Origin of the sequence: Salmonella sp. 32020114201800008SM, from assembly GCF_017572025.1 — a bacterium.
GTDB classification, from domain to species: domain Bacteria; phylum Pseudomonadota; class Gammaproteobacteria; order Enterobacterales; family Enterobacteriaceae; genus Salmonella; species Salmonella enterica.
The window spans coordinates 889,098-905,016 of sequence record NZ_JAGEQM010000001.1; the positions used below are offsets into that span (position 1 = coordinate 889,098).

Genomic DNA, 15,919 nt, shown 5'->3' on the forward strand with positions numbered 1-15,919 from the left:
CGCTCGCGATATTTCAGGCCAGCTTAGGGAACGTCGCCACGTTGTTCTGCTGCTGACGCTCAGGGCTACGCGGCGTGACCTCCTTTAGGTCATGAATAAAACGTTCCTGCCAGCGGTTAATGTCATTTTTAACGATCACGTCCAGCATTTCCGCATGGCGCGAAATACGCTCGGCAAGGGGCATCGTTAACGCACGATTGAGCGCCGCCGCCACGTCATCCCGATCGTAAGGATTGACGATTAACGCCGACGTCAGTTCATTCGCCGCGCCGGCAAACTGTGACAGTACCAGTACGCCAGGATTAGCGGGGTCCTGCGCGGCGACAAACTCTTTCGCCACCAGGTTCATCCCGTCACGCAACGGGGTGACGAGCCCGACGTCTGAATAACGGAATATCTTCATTAACAGTTTACGGTCGAAATGCTGATTCAGATAATAGAGCGGCGTCCAGCCCAATTGTCCATATTTCCCATTAATCCGGCCTGCTTCCGTCTCAAGCTGGTGGCGAATATCCTGATATGCCTGTACTTCGCCGCGTGACGTAGGCGCAATTTGGGTATAACGAATTTTTCCCCGATGCTGCGGGTAGTTTTCCAGTAGCGCTTCATACGCCAGAAAACGTTCCGGCAGCCCTTTCGAATAATCCAGCCGCTCAACGGAAAAAATATTCTTCACATTTTTCAGTTCCGCCTTGAGCTGCGCCAGTTTAGGCGGCAACGGCCCGGCAGCCTGCAGAGCAATCTCATCGGGCTCAATACCGATAGGATACACTTCTGTCTGGAAGTCTTTACCCCACGCGATATGCTGCTTGCCGCTGCGAGTCGTGACTCGCGTTTGACTCGAAAGGCTATCCAGAAAAGCCAGGCGATCATTTTCGGTCTGGAACCCTAGCAGATCAAAGTCACACAACTGCTCCAGCAGTTCATCATGCGGCGGTAAGGCGTTAAAAATCTCCGGGGTCGGGAATGGAATATGCAGGAAAAAACCAATTCGGTTGTTCACGCCGCGTTTACGCAGCTCGCTGGCGAACGGTAACAGGTGGTAGTCATGCACCCAAATGATGTCGTTCTCTTTAATGAGGGGCAATAACTTATCCGCTAATAACGCATTCACCCGCATATAGCCTTCCCATGCAGGACGCTGAAACTGTACCAGGTCCAGACGATAGTGGAACGCAGGCCAGAGAACCGCATTGGAAAATTGACAGTAATAATCTTCGTAATCTTGTTCACTCAGGTTAAACGATGCCCAGGTAATATTACCTTTTGTCACCTTTTTTAATGGCTCATCCTCGTTACCTGTCTCGCCACTCCAGCCGAACCACAACCCGCCAGCCGCTTTTAGCGCGCCAAGCACGCCAACGGCGAGGCCGCCGGCGCCGCCTTTATTATCCGGGGGGGCAATTCGATTAGATACTACGACTAAACGACTCATAGCCATCTCTCCTGTTATTCATTACTTGTTGTTCTTGTTGTGGATAATTGATTTGCTCCAGCCAGCGCCAGACATCGGGTACGCTTTCCAGCCGCCATGCCGCCTGGGTTGCCCCGACGCCCACTTTTACGGAAATTCCGCCAGCGTGATTCACCACGCCAAAGCCAGCCTCATCGGTCAAATCGTCGCCCACAAAAACGGGAATCCGTCCCGCAAAGGGCGCCTCCTGCATAAAGGCAGCAATGGCTTCGCCTTTATTGGTTCCCTTAGGTTTGATTTCCACAACACATTTACCAGGCTGCAACGCCAGTTGCGGCCAGTGCTGCGTAACGTGTTGCGCAAGTGCCAACAGCGCCGCTTCATGTTCCGGAGCCTGACGGTAGTGCAGCGCAAACGCCATCCCCTTCGTCTCCAGCTCCGTTCCGGGCAGCGCTACAAGCGTCGAACGTAATAACGCCTCCACCTCACGGACTACCGCTTCAGGAAGGCGCACGATATGGGTTTTACCATTGATGTCACGACGCTCTGCCCCGTGAACGCCAGCGAGCGGAAAGCGAAAAGGCTTCGCCAAAGCATCCAGCTCAGTCATTGAACGCCCTGAAATCAATGCCAGTGCCCCTGCGTTGTGCGCCGCGAGACGGTCTAACAACTGAAGGATTTTATGCGGTACCACTACCTGATCGGGATGAGGCTTTATCTCTGCCAATGTGCCATCAAGGTCAAAAAAATACGCATAGTTCGCAGTGAGTTCGGGGGATACGGTTAACGGTTCTGCCACCCTGGTCTCCTCCTTATCATCATATTGAGACTCACAAACGGTCTCATTAGTCATGTAAGTATAGACAGTGTGACGCTGCTCGCCATTTAGAAAGACCATCGCCAGCCGGGGTAGCGGCTGGCGATGACGTGAAGCTATACTGTTTAGTTGAGTGTTAATTCATCAAATCGTACGCTTCGCTTTTTGCTTATAATGGTCGAAGATAACTGCTGCCAGAAGGATTCAGCCGCGAACCACGTACTGTGCAAAAGGTGAAATGTTGAGCAGGTTCATCGCGTTCTCCACCGTTCCTGATATCAGTACGCTCGCCACCACATATGAGATTTTTCCGAGGCCGCCTCTCAGGAAAACGCCCCCTAATACGCACGCAGAAATAACGATTAACTCATAACCCAGGGAAGTCATTGACCTGCTTTAGCGTTTTTTATGTAGGGTAAAATCAAACGATTTTTGTTAGAGAAGACGTAAAACGGTGCACTGTCTTTCATTCATTAGATAAATGCTGATGGCGGGAATAGTTTTAGCGGAAAATGACATAACCCAGAGCGAATTCATCAGCCAAAAGGCAGGAAAGCCAGCCCATTAATCCATAACATCAGCCAGCTAATCCTTATGGCCCTGGGTGAATAACGATTACCAGGGATAATAGATATGTTCAGCCTGTTCGCGAACCGGCGCATCGTCTCCCAGCAGTCTGGCGGAAAGGGTTAGCCCGAAATCAAAGACATGACCCAAGCCTTTGCCGCTAATTAAATTACCATCTTCAACAACGGGCGCATCCACATAGACACCTTCCGGAACCGCTTTCCACAGGTCGCCGGAACAGACATAACGACGCCCCTTCAGCAATCCGTGAGCACCCAGCACCCTTGCCGCCGCGGAACAGATAGGACAAATAAATTTGCCTGCCGCATCATGACGCGCAACGAAAGCGATCACCGCCGGATTAGCCGTCAGATTAGCGCTCCCCTGCGGACCGCCCGGCAGCACTACCGCATCAAAAAGCGCCTGCTGGCGTTCACTCAGCGTGCTGTCCGCAACCATAGGAATATCATGGTAACTCACCACCGCCCGTGATTCAGCACACGCCAGCGTTTCGACGTCGATATGCAAACGTCGCAGAATATCAAGAGTAACAATGGCCTCTGCTTCTTCAAATCCTGGCGCCAACAGCACCGCGACCTTTTTCATTGACTGCTCCTTGTTAACGAGTCACCCAGCAAAACTGCGCTTAACCGAATAACGTGCTCGTATGATTAATGACATTAAAAATGATCTACCGCAAAATCGGCTAGTTTATAAAAACAGGCATATTTGCTCTCAACCGTTTATGCGTGTGATATCCAGACTGACTAATGTTTATTTTATTGAAATTAACATACTTAAAAGGCTTAACCCATGATCTGAAACAATGTTTCATAAATTACAAATCTATATAATATCATTTAACTTTCAAATGGTTGCAACTGTTCCTCATCCAAAATCATTACACCTGAAAAAATCACACCGCTGAAAATGTAAAAAAAGATAAACAATTGCATTTAAGGATTTTCTTATTTTTATTGACGCGCTATTCTCATTACCGATCGATAAACAGGAAATGAGATCGCATAAGGGACTGGCGGAACGGAGTTCTTCTGCTAAGAGTATTTATTGTGCATAGAGGTAAGAATGTGACAACGGCCCGTTGCATTCTCGTCTGTCATGCACATCAACACTTTCTGGAAATAAGGATATTGTTATGGCAGCTGTAGGAATGGTTCAAAAGCTCAACACGCCAATGAACCTTGAGTTTTACGCATCAAATCTTTACCTCCATCTAAGCGAATGGTGTTCTGAACACAGTTTAACAGGCACCGCCACCTTTCTTCGTACCCAGGCGCAAGGCAACGTGACGCAAATGATGCGCATGTTTAATTTTATGAAAAACGCCGGCGCCACCCCTATCGTTAAAGCCATTGACGTTCCGGGTGAAGAGCTCTGCTCTCTGGAAGAGTTGTTCCAGAAAACCCTGGAGGATTATCAGCAACGCGCCAGCACGCTGTCGCGTCTGGCAGATGAAGCGAAAGCGCTGAATGATGCCTCAACGCTTGATTTTCTCCATACCCTGGAAAAAGAGCAGCAGCAGGATGGCGTACTTTTACAAACTATTCTCGAAGAAGTTCGCAGCGCTAAACGAGCAGGGCTATGCCTGGCGCAAACCGATCAGCATCTCCTTAACGTCGTGACCTATCAGCATCACTGATAGCGGCACCCCGAGCGACAATATTGAGACGTTATTAGCCGGATAGCAACGCGAAGCAGCTTATCCGGCCTACACCGTTTCTGATCTGTTTGCCAGAGGTGGTGCCTGTCGCTACTGGCGTATTATCGGCACATCATGCCAGCCGACAGGCGCGAAACGCCTCTGTCTTGTCCAGGCATTACCCCAGCATCTCACGTACAAACGCTTCTATTTCTTTATTCTGGCCGTTTTCAAACAAACATTGCTGGAAACGCGGCCCTGAAACCGCCGTTTTAACCAGTTCAGGATCGATAGCCCGTAGTGTATCCAGATAATTCTCTTTGACGACCGCGGCCTTAACCTGATTCAAAATGCCCGCATTGCGTACCTGCGGCGCTTTGCGCTCAGGCGGATACCCCTCGCCTTTACGCCCGGTAAACGCTTTTTCAAAGATGAAACGCACGTTCAGCTCAGCGCCCCAGCCAAAGCCTTTCGCAAATGGCAGGGACAACGCATTGCCGTTGTTGATCTGCGCAAACAGAAAAGCATCTGCCGGATCGATGCAATAGCCACAAATGACACCTGGATGAATATTTAACGACATCAGCGCGCCCTGACCGGTGCCACAGCCAGTAACCACAAAATCAACCGCGTTTGCATTAAGCAGAATACTCGCCATGATGCCTAAATGAATGTACGTCAGGTGATGGTCATTTTCGTCGCACATGCCAACGTTAAAAACGGGAAATCCCTTTTCATTGGCGACGGCGCTAAGTTCGTTATAAATGATGGCATTTTTGCTGGCCTGGCTATTTTCCATCATCAGTGCAATTTTCATCGTGTTCCTCCTGAATGCAGACGGTCGCGTCTGCGTAAATCATGACGTTTTGCCCACACTACACACTTAAGAACACGCATTCAAATTTAATGAAACCAAGTTTCATTAAATGAAGAGACGCTCACACATTTTCTGTTCCCGCTGTAAACCCCCTGCCGTTACCTTTAATCAAGGCGAATCCGTAAGTTATTCCAGCCATTGACGGTGCAAGACACGAGGTAGCATGGTCTGATACCGAACTGTCGGAGCGATTTTATGAAGCCTCTTATTTTTACTCTTTCACTGCTAGCCCTGACGGGATGCACCATTACTCGACAAGCGCAGGTCAGCGAAGCCAGCCCGATAAGCGGCATCGTGCGCTTGACGTATAACCAGCCGCTATTTTTTACTTCACGGACAGATGACTATGTATCTCACGGGACCGCAACACGCGAATGCCAGCAGATGGGCTATGCCGATGCCGTTTCGTTTGGTCAGCCGGTAGGAACCTGTAGCATTTATGCGGGCTCGTTGTGTCTGAACACCCGATTTACCCTCTCCTGGCAGTGCCGGGGCGTTGCCGTCCCGCAAATCATGCCGCTTTATTATTAAGGCGGCTGGCTTAACGCCGACACCATGTACAATGGAGGAGAGTGCAAGGTCGCTATTGCCAGCATGAAGGTGCTGGCTTTCCTTTATTTTTATACCCTATACACTGGCGTTAATGCGTTTTATTCCCATTCGTATTTTTAATAATTAAATTTAATATTTTACCTTTTGCAAATAATAAAATAACAAATTATAGTGGCGCCACATTACCGTATATCTTTTGCTATTTGTGGAGCGGAACCATGCTGAAAACAGAAATGATCGACAAACTGAATGAGCAAATGAATCTGGAGTTGTACTCCTCCCTGCTCTATCAACAAATGAGCGCGTGGTGTAGCTATCACAGTTTTGAAGGCGCGGCCGCATTTCTTCGTCGCCATGCGCAAGAAGAGATGACGCATATGCAGCGCCTGTTTGACTACCTTACCGATACCGGAAGCCTGCCGCGCATTAATAGCGTTTCTTCGCCCTTCGCTGAGTACACCTCACTGGATGAACTGTTCCGCGCGACCTATGAGCATGAGCAGCTTATTACGCAAAAAATTAATGAACTGGCTCATGCCGCAATGACCAGCCAGGATTATCCGACATTTAATTTCTTGCAGTGGTATGTGGCAGAACAGCATGAAGAAGAAAAACTGTTCAAATCTATTATTGATAAATTAACGCTGGCGGGAAAAAGCGGCGAAGGGCTTTATTTCATTGATAAAGAACTCTCCACCCTGGATACGCAAAATTAATCCAGCACGTCCTTACACGGTGAGACGCGCTCTCACCGTGGCGTATTAATGGCGGCAGATTTTACTCTCATGCGTTGAAAAACCGTCCTCCACCGCAATAAACTTTCCTTTCGCCGCCAGAAACGCGACCAGTTCCGCCGCCGTCATATCTGACGCTGAACAGGTGTGAAATCGTGCCCGCTCGCCAAAGCGCGCTTTTATTGCCGCCTCCAGCGAGGTATGCGTGTACTGCTCGCCAGACTCAATCATCATGTTGAGTACTTCGTGACCGTGAATGGAATCCATAACCCCTCCTGAATAAAACTCGTAGCCTAATGTGTCCGTGTGCGAGCGACTTTGCGCTAGCGCAGGTTTGCGGCGGTTGCCCGCGTCTCCTCCCATATTCGCTTTTATGCCCGGAACTGTAAATTTTACAGTACACCCATTGTAACGACCATTTGACGAAAATAGCGTAATGCCTTACCCTGCGCCGCGGATATCACCGTTCTTTGTTACCGGGGTAGTAGAAAGCGTGAAAAACAGAACTCTGGGCAGTATTTTTATCGTGGCAGGCACCACTATCGGCGCCGGGATGCTGGCAATGCCGCTGGCAGCGGCTGGCGTTGGTTTCAGCGTCACGCTGGGATTGTTGATTGGCCTGTGGGCGCTGATGTGTTATACCGCGCTACTATTACTGGAGGTATATCAACACGTTCCGGCGGATACCGGACTGGGCTCGTTGGCAAAACGCTATCTTGGACGTTACGGACAGTGGCTTACGGGATTCAGTATGATGTTCTTAATGTATGCGCTCACCGCCGCCTACATTTCCGGAGCCGGAGAATTACTGGCATCCAGTATTAATAACTGGCTTGGCGCCACGCTCTCGCCCGCTGCCGGGGTGCTGCTGTTCACCTTTGTTGCCGGTGGGGTGGTGTGTGTGGGCACCTCGCTGGTCGACCTTTTTAACCGCTTCCTGTTTAGCGCAAAGATCATTTTTCTGGTCATCATGCTTGCGTTGCTCACGCCACATATTCATAAAGTAAATCTTCTTACGCTTCCTTTACAGCAGGGGCTGGCATTGTCCGCCATACCGGTCATTTTCACCTCGTTTGGTTTTCACGGAAGCGTACCGAGTATTGTGAGTTATATGAACGGCAACATTCGCCGGCTGCGTTGGGTCTTTATGACGGGTAGCGCCATTCCGCTAGTGGCCTATATTTTTTGGCAGCTCGCCACGCTGGGAAGTATCGACTCGCCGACATTCAGAGTGCTACTGGCCAGCCATGCCGGGTTAAATGGCCTGCTGCAGGCGCTCAGAGAAGTGGTCGCTTCGCCACATGTCGAACTGGCGGTCCACCTGTTCGCCGATCTGGCGCTGGCGACCTCTTTTCTGGGCGTAGCGCTAGGATTATTTGATTACCTGGCCGATCTATTCCAGCGCCGCAGTACGGTGTCCGGACGCCTGCAAACCGGGCTGATTACCTTTCTGCCGCCGCTGGCGTTTGCGCTTTTCTACCCACGTGGATTTGTGATGGCATTAGGCTATGCCGGCGTAGCGCTGGCAGTGCTGGCACTACTCATCCCTGCCATGCTGGTCTGGCAATGCCGTAAACAGAGCCCTCAGGCGGGATATCGTGTGGCAGGCGGCACGCCAGCGCTGGCGCTGGTGTTTATCTGCGGCATTGTCGTGATTGGCGTCCAGTTTTCGATCGCACTGGGGTTCCTGCCCGATCCAGGTTAACGCCAGGCAAAGATTACCGGGCCCGGACGCCGTCCAGGCTCGATAATCATCACGCTATGGCCGTTTACGAGCCATTAATGCAGGCAGCACTGCTTAAATTTTTTGCCGCTCCCGCATGGACAAGGATCGTTACGCCCCACTTTCACCTCTGCTTTTATCGGCATCTGTAGCGGCGTCGTGTGCGGATGCGCCATCCACCAGGCATGCAGCTCAAGCGCCGCGATACGGATAGCGTCAACGCTTTTATCGAACGCTTCCGGGCTCATTTTATCCAACAGCGCAAAGTTTTCTTCCGTGCCGTGTAAGGCAATCGCTTCCAGCGCCGGTTTTAGCGTATCCGGCAAGTCAGACCAGTCGGACAGCGACACTCCGCGCATGTAACCAAAGCACCATTCTTCAACAATCGTTAATTCATGGCCATCAACTTCTCGCAGGCCAAACAGCGGCTCGAACTGTTCTGGATAGTCTTCAAGCCGGGCGGCTGTGTCCGCCATGTGCTGGAACACCAGATCCATAAATCGCGTCATTTCTTTTTCAGATGTCCAGCGCGGTACGTACGCGGGTCCCCCCCATATCGCGACCAGCCACTGTTCCGGGTCGATGGGACGCGGAGAACTTAGTACCGCAGTAATCAGACCGTCCAGCTCCGCGACATCCAAAATGGCCTGATCGGTATTGTATTTCGTCAGCACATCATCCAGCCATTCCAGCTCGTTCTCGTTTAATGGTTCCATTTTCATAACGCTTTTCCTCAGTGATGACTTCCGCCTGTAGGCCTCTTACATTGCAGCGGATAAAAATAATTTTTTTGCAGGCAGTTGGATGGCAACCATCAGGGGCCAGATTAACACGAAATGAGGAGGATTCCGGAAGTTAACGCACAAAAGGAGGATCAGGGCGCAGATTTTCCGCCAGGAAGCGCTCGCCCCACACAAAAGCGAGAGATGGGTTTCTCGCTATATTATACTCATGCTAACTTATACCACCGCCGCGGACAGATAAAACCGCCCTCTCAAATAGAGCTTATTTTCAGTAAAAAAGTGTTTAATGAGTTCGTCTACCGCTTCTCTGTCAGCAGAAAAGGTTATTTCCATAAACAGCGTATCGTACCCTATTTTGATATTTTTTTTCTTACAGTAAACACGGATCTCATCCTGCACACTCAGCAACGGCAGGCTAAATGTGTATAGCGGTTGCGGTTCTTTTTTCGCCGCTTTCTCAAAAACTTTAGTGACCAGATCCCCAAGATCGCGCTCTGACCGGGCACCGTTATTAAAATGCAATAAATTACGTCTTTTTACCACCCAGCCTCCAGCCAGATACCGCCAACAATAACTCTCACTTCAATGTGTGAGGCACATAATCACATCCAGAATCAGCTCCAGATAGTATTTCAAATAAACAGCCCGCACTATAGCGCATACTTTTTTCAGACACAGTTTACAGGGATACTCTCTTTATATCCACGCGCACGGTTGCCTTAATCATGTCTTCCGCGATAACACAGTTTGTCAACCTATTCTATATAACCAAGCTTAAACAGAACCTTACCAGCCAGTGATATCAGCTCAGGATTTTCAGGATAAAAACGCAGTAACGGCAAAAATACCGCCTCACCGATAATGCTCCGGCTATTAGCATGGTTTGGGCGCAATCCCCAGATATTCTGATAAGTCATCGGCACGACCTGCCCATTCATGGTTGTGTTACCGATATACAGCATAATATGCCCTGGAATATAGACCAGCGTAGTAAACGGTTTTCCGTATCTGGTGAGATAATCGATCCGCATTTGGGGACTTTTATGACTAAGATCGACCACCCGTCCAGCAGCCTCTACCTGCGCGGATGAATGTCTGGGCAGGAATATGCCAAACGGCATTAACAGGCTGCGGACTTCGGCTGAACAATCATTATAAAAGTTAAAATTTCCCCAACCGTAGGGGGCGCCGTGCATTGCTTTCATTAGCACGGCGATATTTTCCGGCGTCATTTTCCACGGCATAGCCGTAAACTCGTTACCGCTTAGCCAGACCCAATGGATAAACGCGCGACCGTTGCTGCCGCGAACTGGCGCCGCAATCAGGAACTGGCCCGCCCGTTGATGTCGGAACGGTAAAATAGTGCCCGGTCGCCCGGTGAAATAATAGACGCCTGCGACATGGACAGAAACCGGCGCGTTGATAAATGCCCCCAGTTGCTTATGAGCAAGCAAAACCCACTGTGTTATAAATTTCTGATCCGTACTGGCAATATCTTCACTATGAACCCAGCCAGTTACCGCTGGTGAAACGACATATTGCCAGCGTTGGTCTTTGCTCTTCGTCAGCGTATAGACCGGCGTACCGGGACGCAGCGAAGACATTTGTAAATTATCAAACGGATACCCCTCGCCTGCCTGACGGGGATCGTTAAAGAGCGGGTCGTCCGTTGGCAGCGCTCTGACTAAACTTTCTCTGACCATAATGCCTCGCCGGGAGGCATGATAGATATTGTCAATCTGCGTATCCGTATTCCCTCTAACCTCCTCTTTCCAGCGAGAGGTATAAAGTCTGAAGTTTTCCCCCCAATAAGCACTGCCGTCGCTAAGAAACTGCTTAATACTGGCATCCCGGGCCTGTGCTGCATTTTTTTTCAGCAATGCGGTAATATAAAAACCATTCCACGGCGAGTGCGCTTCACTGTCCATTCCGAAATAATGAGATTTTAGTGCGTGAAAGTAGCGCTGTTGGGTAGCACTATCAATAACCGGAATAGTGTAATCAGCCGAGTCCGGAGGTATCCATTTATCAACCGACTGTGAATAATCCGCTAACGGAAAGCGTGTTTTTGTCGGGTCAATATAGCTCCCTGCGACAATTTCATCTTTGGCTGTTGATCGGTAGGTCGTCTGGTGGCAAGAGGTGAGGCACAATGGTATCAATAAAACGGCCCAGGTTTTCTTTTGCATCATCATCTCCGTAAAGCGGGGAAAGCATAATATAGAGACTGACCAAAACCGCCATTCACGAAAACCCGAAATTATCTGTAGTTGACCTGTTATTAAGACAATATTGCAAAACGTGATTAAAGCATGAAGCGGATCACATTACCTAGTGATGAATATTAGTTCGCTATCTACCTTTAATTAAATTGTGCAGAAAACACCCCTGAACAGTTATATACTCGTTTAATTTGCATAAATACTCCACTGGCCCGCCCCTGTTTTTTTCAGACAATACATATTGTAGCGCGTCAGTTCTACTTTTTTTATATACTCTGCAAAGTCGTTTTCATCGACGTAGCCAATAAAATTACGCGCATCACATGTTGAAGAGGAAGGCTCTCCTGGAAGAGAGTAGGTTACGATTGCACTCTCAGGCTCATACAAAATAAAAAAAAGTAAAAAAGCGCAACCTACAATCCCAATATTAATGAAGCTAATAAATAATTTTGCATTATCGGTATATTTCACTGGCAGACCTACTCTCTTTAATAAAGCAGGCATAAAACATATCAGCATTTTTTATAGAGATTAATGGATTTTATCGGCTGATTTACCCGACGTTTAGTATTTACCAGGCATAAGTTCTTGCGGGTCGGTAGCACATAACTGTTGTACTGGCAGAAATGCCGCTACCGATGTTTTTTACTGTATATCGCACTGGAGAGTTCACGCTCGCGGTCGGCATACAAACTGAAGGCACAAAAAAACCACCCGTAGGTGGTTTCACGACACTGCTTATTGCTTTGATTATTCTTGTCTTTCCCATGGTACCCGGAGCGGGACTTGAACCCGCACAGCGCGAACGCCGAGGGATTTTAAATCCCTTGTGTCTACCGATTCCACCATCCGGGCTCGGGAAAAATTGGAGGCGCGTTCCGGAGTCGAACCGGACTAGACGGATTTGCAATCCGCTACATAACCGCTTTGTTAACGCGCCAAATTTTTTGGCCTTTCAGCCAGCATCCGCTTTACGCCAATGCTTTCAAACTGGAGCGGGAAACGAGACTCGAACTCGCGACCCCGACCTTGGCAAGGTCGTGCTCTACCAACTGAGCTATTCCCGCAGTATCAAGCAACTTTGTTAATCACTTGATTTTGTTATCGTCTGGCAATCAGTGCTGCCGTTCGATGCGTTGCATTCTACTTACCTGACGCACTGAGTCAACGATATTTTTCGTCACTCACGATCGTTTGCTGAAATTTGCGGCGAAACGATCACTGATCAAGCAAATCTCCACGTGCAGCGCTCAAATATTGCAACATGGACCACAATGTTAGCACCGCTGCGACAAAGAAAAGCGCGATCCCGGCATACTCTACCCAGATATTCGGACGCCACAAGAGCCACGCCAGCGCCACCATCTGCGCGGTAGTTTTGACTTTACCGATCCAGGAGACCGCTACACTACTGCGTTTGCCCAGCTCCGCCATCCATTCACGCAGAGCAGAGATAATAATTTCGCGGGCTATCATCGTCGCCGCAGGTAACGTCACCCACCAGCTATGATAATGCTCGGTGACCAGCACCATGGCGATCGCCACCAGCACCTTGTCGGCGACGGGGTCGAGGAAAGCGCCGAAACGCGTACTCTGGTTCCAGCGTCGCGCCAGAAAGCCGTCAAACCAGTCGGTAATCGCGGCAATACAGAAAATCAGCGCGCTGACCATCGGCGCCCAGGCGAACGGCAAATAAAACACCACGACAAAGAATGGAATCAGGATGACGCGAAACAGCGTGAGCAACGTAGGGATATTAAATTGCATAGTGACGGGTAACTATCTGTTGTCAGTGAAATTACCCCTATGTTGCTACAGTGGCCTCAATGTTTCAACGACCAGAAGATCTTTTCTGCCAGACCTTGCGAAATACCCGGCACTTTTGCAATTTCTTCTACGCTGGCGTTACGTAGTCCTTGCAAACCGCCCATATATTTCAGCAGCATCTGGCGACGTTTAGGCCCAACGCCTTCAATAGTTTCCAGCGTACTGGTATTTTTAACCTTCGCGCGTTTTTTACGGTGCCCGCCGATCGCGTGATCGTGCGACTCATCGCGAATATGCTGAATAACATGTAGCGCCGGCGAGTCCGGCGGCAGGCTAAACCCCTCGCCTTCCGGTTCAAAAAAGAGTGTTTCCAGACCGGCCTTTCTGTCCGCGCCTTTGGCGACGCCAAGCAGCAAAGGGCGATGCTTATCCCAGGGGACATCCAGCTCAGCAAAAACGGCTTTCGCCTGGGCGAGCTGCCCTTTTCCGCCGTCGATCAGAATAACATCCGGAATCTTACTTTCTTCTATAGCCTTGCCATAACGCCGACGTAGCACCTGATTCATCGCCGCGTAGTCATCACCCGGCGTGATACCCGCGATATTATAACGACGATACTCGGCGCGTAACGGCCCGTTAGCGTCAAATACCACACAGGATGCGACCGTTTGCTCCCCCATGGTATGGCTGATGTCAAAACATTCCATCCGCTTGATCGCAGGAAGTTTTAATACCGCCGCCAGCGCGGTCAAACGCTGCGTGATGGTGGACTGCTGCGAAAGTTTAGTGATTAAGGCCGTTGCCGCGTTGGTCCGCGCCAGCTTGAGATAACGGGCGCGATCGCCACGCGGTTTTGTCTGGACATGAATACGCCGTCCGGCAAGTTCCGACAACGAGTCGGCCAGCAGCGTTTTATCACTCAGATTAAAATCGAGCAGTATCTCGCCCGGTAGCGTGCGCATCTGGCTACCCTGCAGGTAAAACTGCCCGACAAAGGTTTCCACCACTTCGCCCAGTTCCGTACCGCCAGGCACTTTTGGAAAATAGCTGCGGCTGCCCAGCACCTTACCCTGGCGAATAAACAACACATGCACACAGGCCATACCCGCATCAAAAGCCACACCGATCACGTCGAGATCGTCGCCCGCATTGGAGACAAACTGTCTCTCCGTGACCCGGCGTACCGCCTGGATCTGATCGCGAATACGCGCCGCCTCTTCAAATGCCAGATCCTGGCTGGCCTTTTCCATCCGGGCAATCAGCTGTGTTAAGACCTGGTCGTCCTTGCCGGACAAAAACAACCGGACATACTCCACCTGTTGCGCATACTCCTCCTCGCTGACCAGTCCTGCAACGCAGGGGCCTAAGCAGCGGCCAATCTGGTATTGCAGGCAAGGACGCGAGCGGTTGCGATACACGCTGTTTTCGCACTGGCGGATAGGGAAAATTTTCTGTAACAGCGCCAGCGTTTCCCGCACGGCATAGCCATTAGGAAATGGGCCGAAGTACTCGCCTTTCGCATGTTTGGCGCCACGGTGCATCGCCAGACGCGGATGGGTATCGCCGCTCAGAAAAATAAAAGGATAGGATTTATCATCACGCAACAACACGTTGTAACGCGGTTGATACAACTTGATGTAATTATGCTCAAGCAGCAGCGCTTCCGTTTCGGTATGCGTTACCGTGACATCAATGTGTTGAATTTGCGCAACTAGCGCTTCGGTTTTACGCGAAGCCAGGTTGCTGCGAAAGTAGCTGGAAAGACGCTTTTTCAGGTCTTTTGCTTTACCGACATAAATAACCGTACCGCCGGCGTCATACATACGATAGACACCGGGTTGGCTGGTAACGGTTTTCAAAAACGCCTTTGCGTCAAATATTTCACTCACTGGCTTGTTAACGTCTCCGCATTACACAGGCCATGGCGGATTGCCAGGTGAGTCAGCTCAACATCACCATGAATGTTTAATTTACTGAACATACGATAGCGATAGCTGTTCACCGTTTTAGGACTGAGATTCAGCTGTTCTGAAATCTCATTGACCTTCTGACCCTTGGTGATCATCAGCATAATCTGCAACTCGCGTTCAGACAAACTGGCGAACGGCGTTTCCGTTTTTGCAGGCTCAATCTGACTGAGCGCCATCTGCTGAGCGATATCGGAGGCGATATAACGTTGTCCGGAATACACCGAACGAATAGCGCTCACCACCTCCTGAGGCGCAGCGCCTTTGCTGAGATAGCCAGCTGCGCCAGCCTGCATCACTTTGGCGGGCAACGGGTTTTCCGTATGGACGGTCAGCATGATCACTTTGATATCCGCTGTCGAGCGGGCAATTTTACGCGTCGCCTCAAGGCCGCCAATACCGGGCATGTTCATATCCATCAGCACGACGTCAACGGCGTTAGTACGGCACCATTTTACCGCATCCTCTCCGCAGCACGCTTCACCGACAACTTTAATGCCCTTTATATCTTCAAGAATGCGTCGTATCCCTGCGCGCACCAGTTCGTGGTCATCAACAAGAAGAACGTTGATCAAAGGAATATCTCCAGAATAGGGATAACGCTACTGATAGTTAATCGCCCTTATATTAGCTGGTTTTATCTCAACTTTGAAACGTAAAAAAACACCGGGTATTCGATTTTGCTCTCGTTTTTGGAAATTATGTTGTACGTCGTGTGGCAACTGCCAACGTTGTAGCCCCTTCTGACGGCGCTGTCCCGGGCTGCTATTTCATAATGGTGACAAAAATTTCACGTTCCGCTGTCTAAACACTAATTAGGGAATCAACTTTGTAACAATAATTAACGAGTAAAATACGCGTAATAAACAAAGAATG

At 49.8% G+C, this 15,919-nt stretch carries 16 protein-coding genes, 3 tRNA genes and 1 pseudogene; 4 read left to right on the top strand and 16 right to left on the bottom strand.

Annotation, left to right across the window (positions count from 1 at the left end; all coding sequences use genetic code 11):
* Window positions 1-13: 13 nt before the first annotated feature.
* From otsA to J4613_RS04520, 4 genes and pseudogenes are all read right to left on the bottom strand, one after another.
* A complete protein-coding gene (gene otsA, locus J4613_RS04505) occupies window positions 14-1,435 on the bottom strand; it encodes an alpha,alpha-trehalose-phosphate synthase (RefSeq protein ID WP_000089042.1) in 1,422 nt (473 codons plus the stop codon).
* On the bottom strand, window positions 1,410-2,213 hold the full coding sequence (gene otsB, locus J4613_RS04510) for a trehalose-phosphatase (protein ID WP_000840114.1): 804 nt from the start codon (window positions 2,211-2,213) through the stop codon (window positions 1,410-1,412). The genes otsA and otsB overlap by 26 nt, the downstream gene beginning before the upstream one ends.
* A gap of 222 nt (window positions 2,214-2,435) precedes the next feature.
* Window positions 2,436-2,618: pseudogene (araH, locus tag J4613_RS04515) on the bottom strand (L-arabinose ABC transporter permease AraH); the annotation flags it as partial.
* A 228-nt stretch (window positions 2,619-2,846) separates the two neighbouring features.
* Complete coding sequence (locus tag J4613_RS04520) at window positions 2,847-3,404, bottom strand: DJ-1/PfpI family protein (RefSeq protein ID WP_111742320.1); 558 nt, start codon at window positions 3,402-3,404, stop codon at window positions 2,847-2,849.
* A 550-nt stretch (window positions 3,405-3,954) separates the two neighbouring features.
* Between J4613_RS04520 and J4613_RS04525 the strand changes: the two genes are divergently transcribed.
* The gene (locus J4613_RS04525; protein WP_000741707.1) at window positions 3,955-4,458 is read left to right on the top strand and encodes a non-heme ferritin-like protein; all 504 of its coding nucleotides are present in this window, start codon (window positions 3,955-3,957) and stop codon (window positions 4,456-4,458) included.
* 178 nt (window positions 4,459-4,636) lie between these two features.
* On the opposite strand, the gene J4613_RS04530 is transcribed toward J4613_RS04525, so the two are convergent.
* Complete coding sequence (locus J4613_RS04530) at window positions 4,637-5,275, bottom strand: RpiB/LacA/LacB family sugar-phosphate isomerase (RefSeq protein ID WP_000684804.1); 639 nt, start codon at window positions 5,273-5,275, stop codon at window positions 4,637-4,639.
* A 255-nt stretch (window positions 5,276-5,530) separates the two neighbouring features.
* On the opposite strand from J4613_RS04530, the gene J4613_RS04535 reads away from it, so the two are divergent.
* Both J4613_RS04535 and ftnA read left to right on the top strand, forming a co-directional pair.
* Window positions 5,531-5,866 carry a YecR-like lipofamily protein gene (locus J4613_RS04535; protein ID WP_000803229.1) on the top strand — a complete coding sequence of 112 codons (336 nt, stop codon included), beginning with the start codon at window positions 5,531-5,533 and terminating at the stop codon, window positions 5,864-5,866.
* Window positions 5,867-6,105: 239 nt separating this feature from the next.
* Window positions 6,106-6,603, top strand: coding sequence for a non-heme ferritin (gene ftnA, locus J4613_RS04540; RefSeq protein WP_000920615.1), 498 nt, complete (start codon window positions 6,106-6,108; stop codon window positions 6,601-6,603).
* Between the two features lie 45 nt (window positions 6,604-6,648).
* On the opposite strand, the gene J4613_RS04545 is transcribed toward ftnA, so the two are convergent.
* Complete coding sequence (locus J4613_RS04545) at window positions 6,649-6,888, bottom strand: YecH family metal-binding protein (RefSeq protein WP_000377238.1); 240 nt, start codon at window positions 6,886-6,888, stop codon at window positions 6,649-6,651.
* 226 nt (window positions 6,889-7,114) lie between these two features.
* Between J4613_RS04545 and tyrP the strand changes: the two genes are divergently transcribed.
* A complete protein-coding gene (gene tyrP / locus J4613_RS04550; RefSeq protein WP_023204702.1) occupies window positions 7,115-8,326 on the top strand; it encodes a tyrosine transporter TyrP in 1,212 nt (403 codons plus the stop codon).
* A gap of 74 nt (window positions 8,327-8,400) precedes the next feature.
* Here the strand turns inward: tyrP and J4613_RS04555 are convergent, their stop codons facing one another.
* From J4613_RS04555 to uvrY, 10 genes are all read right to left on the bottom strand, one after another.
* Window positions 8,401-9,066 carry a YecA family protein gene (locus tag J4613_RS04555; RefSeq protein ID WP_000781520.1) on the bottom strand — a complete coding sequence of 222 codons (666 nt, stop codon included), beginning with the start codon at window positions 9,064-9,066 and terminating at the stop codon, window positions 8,401-8,403.
* A 237-nt stretch (window positions 9,067-9,303) separates the two neighbouring features.
* Window positions 9,304-9,630 carry a glucose-6-phosphate dehydrogenase gene (locus tag J4613_RS04560; protein ID WP_000240837.1) on the bottom strand — a complete coding sequence of 109 codons (327 nt, stop codon included), beginning with the start codon at window positions 9,628-9,630 and terminating at the stop codon, window positions 9,304-9,306.
* Between the two features lie 212 nt (window positions 9,631-9,842).
* On the bottom strand, window positions 9,843-11,282 hold the full coding sequence (locus J4613_RS04565) for an SH3 domain-containing C40 family peptidase (RefSeq protein ID WP_077910363.1): 1,440 nt from the start codon (window positions 11,280-11,282) through the stop codon (window positions 9,843-9,845).
* Between the two features lie 213 nt (window positions 11,283-11,495).
* Window positions 11,496-11,828: a hypothetical protein gene (locus J4613_RS04570; protein WP_023209714.1), complete on the bottom strand. Its 333-nt coding sequence runs from the start codon at window positions 11,826-11,828 to the stop codon at window positions 11,496-11,498.
* Window positions 11,829-12,077: 249 nt separating this feature from the next.
* A tRNA-Leu gene (locus tag J4613_RS04575) sits at window positions 12,078-12,164 on the bottom strand.
* A gap of 11 nt (window positions 12,165-12,175) precedes the next feature.
* A tRNA-Cys gene (locus J4613_RS04580) sits at window positions 12,176-12,249 on the bottom strand.
* Between the two features lie 51 nt (window positions 12,250-12,300).
* Window positions 12,301-12,376, bottom strand: a tRNA-Gly gene (locus J4613_RS04585).
* Between the two features lie 151 nt (window positions 12,377-12,527).
* Complete coding sequence (pgsA, locus tag J4613_RS04590; protein WP_001160192.1) at window positions 12,528-13,076, bottom strand: CDP-diacylglycerol--glycerol-3-phosphate 3-phosphatidyltransferase; 549 nt, start codon at window positions 13,074-13,076, stop codon at window positions 12,528-12,530.
* Between the two features lie 56 nt (window positions 13,077-13,132).
* Window positions 13,133-14,965, bottom strand: a complete 1,833-nt coding sequence (uvrC, locus tag J4613_RS04595) for an excinuclease ABC subunit UvrC (RefSeq protein WP_001289468.1) — start codon at window positions 14,963-14,965, stop codon at window positions 13,133-13,135.
* A complete protein-coding gene (gene uvrY, locus J4613_RS04600; protein WP_000611323.1) occupies window positions 14,962-15,618 on the bottom strand; it encodes a UvrY/SirA/GacA family response regulator transcription factor in 657 nt (218 codons plus the stop codon). The genes uvrC and uvrY overlap by 4 nt, the downstream gene beginning before the upstream one ends.
* Window positions 15,619-15,919 lie beyond the last annotated feature (301 nt).